The 2,710-nt window shown below is 70.4% G+C and carries 3 protein-coding genes; all 3 read right to left on the minus strand.

Features of this window, described 5'->3' with window-relative positions; all coding sequences use genetic code 11:
* On the minus strand, nucleotides 1–1,568 hold a 1,568-nt coding region (locus ABZW18_RS34490), incomplete at its 3' end, for an MMPL family transporter (RefSeq protein WP_356195406.1).
* A 249-nt stretch (nucleotides 1,569–1,817) separates the two neighbouring features.
* Nucleotides 1,818–2,495: a hypothetical protein gene (locus ABZW18_RS34495; protein WP_356195408.1), complete on the minus strand. Its 678-nt coding sequence runs from the start codon at nucleotides 2,493–2,495 to the stop codon at nucleotides 1,818–1,820.
* Nucleotides 2,495–2,710: helix-turn-helix transcriptional regulator (locus tag ABZW18_RS34500; RefSeq protein ID WP_356195411.1), on the minus strand; the 216-nt coding region annotated here is incomplete at its 5' end. The genes ABZW18_RS34495 and ABZW18_RS34500, both read right to left, overlap by 1 nt.

A 2,710-nucleotide genomic window follows, 5' to 3' on the forward strand; every position in this document is an offset into this window, starting at 1 on the left:
AAGGTGATCAGGGCGACGAAGAGCACGATGAGGCCGAGCGATCCGTAGACCGCGTCGATGAAGTCGGCGTCCTGCGCGGGACCGCCGCCGGCGAGGGCGCCCTGGGTCTCCCGTGCGGTGTCCACCACGGTGGACACCGTGTCACGGCCGCCGTTGCCCGACGGGTCCTCGGTGGTCCACACATCGACGATCTGGCTGCCGTCGCGCGCCCAGTCCGCGGGGGCGACGCTGCCCGCGACGCCGTCGATGCCGGCGAGCTTGCCGTTCATCGCGTCGGTGCCGTTCGCGTCTACGAGTACCTCGACGGGGCGGGCGATGCCCTCGCCGAAGCCCGCGTCGACGATCTGCTCGAAGGCCTTGGCGGGCCGGCCGCCCTGGGCGAGCGTCGCGGTCTCCGGCTGCCCGAGCCGCAGGGCGAGCACGGGCGCGGCCAGCATGAGCAGCAGCGCGCCACTGAGGATCGCGCACACCGCGGGACGGCGGGTGGTGAGTGCGGCGACCTTGCTCCACATCCGGCTGTCCGGGCGGTGCTGCCGACGCGGCCGGTCGAGCGTGTCGCCCCACGCATACAGCAGCACAGGCAGCAGCGTGAGGGCAACGGCGACGCTGACGAGGGGGATGAGCAGGCCCGCGTATCCGACACTGCGCAGGAAGGGCACCGGCAGGACGACGAGCGCGGCGAGTGAGATCGCCACCGTGGCGCCGCTCAGCGCGACAGCCCGGCCGGCACTGGCCACGGACCGCACGATCGCTTCCTTGCGCGCCTCGGGCTCGGGGCCGTCGGCACCCGGCTTGTTGCGTTCCTCGCGCCAGCGGGTGACGACGAGGAGTGCGTAGTCGATGGCGATGCCCAGGCCGATGAGCGACACCAGGAACTGGACGATGAAGGAGACATCGGTGATCCCGGTGACGCCGCGCACGAGCAGGAACGTGGTGGGGATGGCGGCCGCGGCCATCAGCACCGGCACAATCGCGAGGCCACTGGCGAAGACCAGGACGAGCACCAGCAGGGCGCCGACGGCACCGATGAGAGTCTCGTAGATGGGGCTGCGCTGGGCTCCGCTGTCGCGGCCGGAGAGGACGGGCTGACCGGTCAGCTCGACCTGTGCGCCCGCGATCTTGGTCTGCTCGACCGTCTTCTTGATCCCCGGGAGCGACTGCGCATAGGGCGCGTTGGTCGGGTTGGCCGGCGGGTAGACCAGCGCGACGGTCGTGCGCTTGTCCTTGGACAGCAGCGAGTCGTCGCTGGTGCCGGCGTACGAGACGCTGCGGCCGCCCTTCGGTGTGACCTTGGTGACCAGGTCGCCCCACTTCTGACTGACGGCCGCGCTGTCGGCGGTGGTGCCCTCGGGCACGGTCACCACGAGCAGCAGCGGGGCGTTCTTGCCGCCGGTGTGGGCGAAACGCTGGGCGAGGGTGTCGTTCGCCTCCTGGGCCGGCTTGTCCGGGAGCCGCGACTCGTAGGTGAGTTTGTCGATGGTGCTGCCCGACATGGCCCCTCCGACGAGGGTGAGTACCACCCATACGAGGACCACGGGCCACCGGTGAGCAAGCACCCACCGTGTCATGCGCTCCACGGTACCGACCTCCTGTAGGGACGCTATTGTGTAGCCGTGCTACTTATCAACGCCAAGGTAGCGGTCGCCCGCGGGGACCGCAACAGAAACCAGGTCGGTGGCGGGCAAACACAAAAAGCTCCCATCGCGGGCGACAACGAAGGGAGTTGTCGCCCGCACACGGGAGCTCTGATGACGGCGGCCGGTGCGAACGGGCCGCGAAGGCGGGTACGGCGGACGCAGCCGCGCGAAACGTCCTCCTTACGAGGGGCCCGCTCCTCGTACCACGGACAGGAAGCGCCTCAGGGACAGGGCGAAGTAGGCGCCGGACAGGACAGTCAGCGTCGCAGGGATGGAAACCATGGCCCAGTCCAGGGATTCCGGATGGCTCAGGCCCCGGTTGAGCAGCAGGAGGACGAGAGCGGCCAGCACACAGAGCAGGCCGATGAGTGCCGCGAGTGTTCCCGTCGTGACGGTCTCGCCCCGCCGTGCGGCCGCCGCCCGAATCCCGCTGCCGCTGCGCAGCCCGGAGACCGCCCCGCTGAGAGAGAGCACGCAGCCGAACGCCACCACCGACAGGCCCGTCACCAGCAGGGGCGGATGGCGGTACGCCCACGGCCCGGCCGGGCCACCGAGCAGCGCGGACGCCCAGGTGACCGCGAGCAGCGGCAGAACGCACACGGCCCGCAGCGACAGACGGTTTGCGCTGATGCGCAGCGTCGCGTCGTTGTAGGCCCGGGCGATCTCGCTGGGTGGCCCCCACTCCTGGACGGCGCGGTGCGCGGCTTCCTCGGCGTCGGGGCAGCCCTCGAGGTTGCACTCGGCGGCGCACTGCAGCCCGTCCATCACCTCGTCGATGATCGCGGAGCGTCTCGAGTACGGGCCCACGAGGTGCTGGGCCAAGCGGTCGGTGTAGCGCTGCAGTACTGCCGCCTCCATCACGCCTCGCTTCCCAATACGACCGAGATGACCGAGGAAACTTCCTGCCACGCCGTACGCTTGTCCGCCAAGGCACGGCGTCCCGCCGAGGTCAGGAAGTAGTTGCGGCGGCGGCGGCCATTGTGCCGGGACCACTCACTGCCGACCAGCCCCGCGGCCTCCAGACGGTGCAGGGCCGGATAGACGGTGCCGGTCGGCAGATTGATCGCGTCCCC

Source organism: Streptomyces sp. NPDC004647 (assembly GCF_040609575.1).
Taxonomy (GTDB): domain Bacteria; phylum Actinomycetota; class Actinomycetes; order Streptomycetales; family Streptomycetaceae; genus Streptomyces.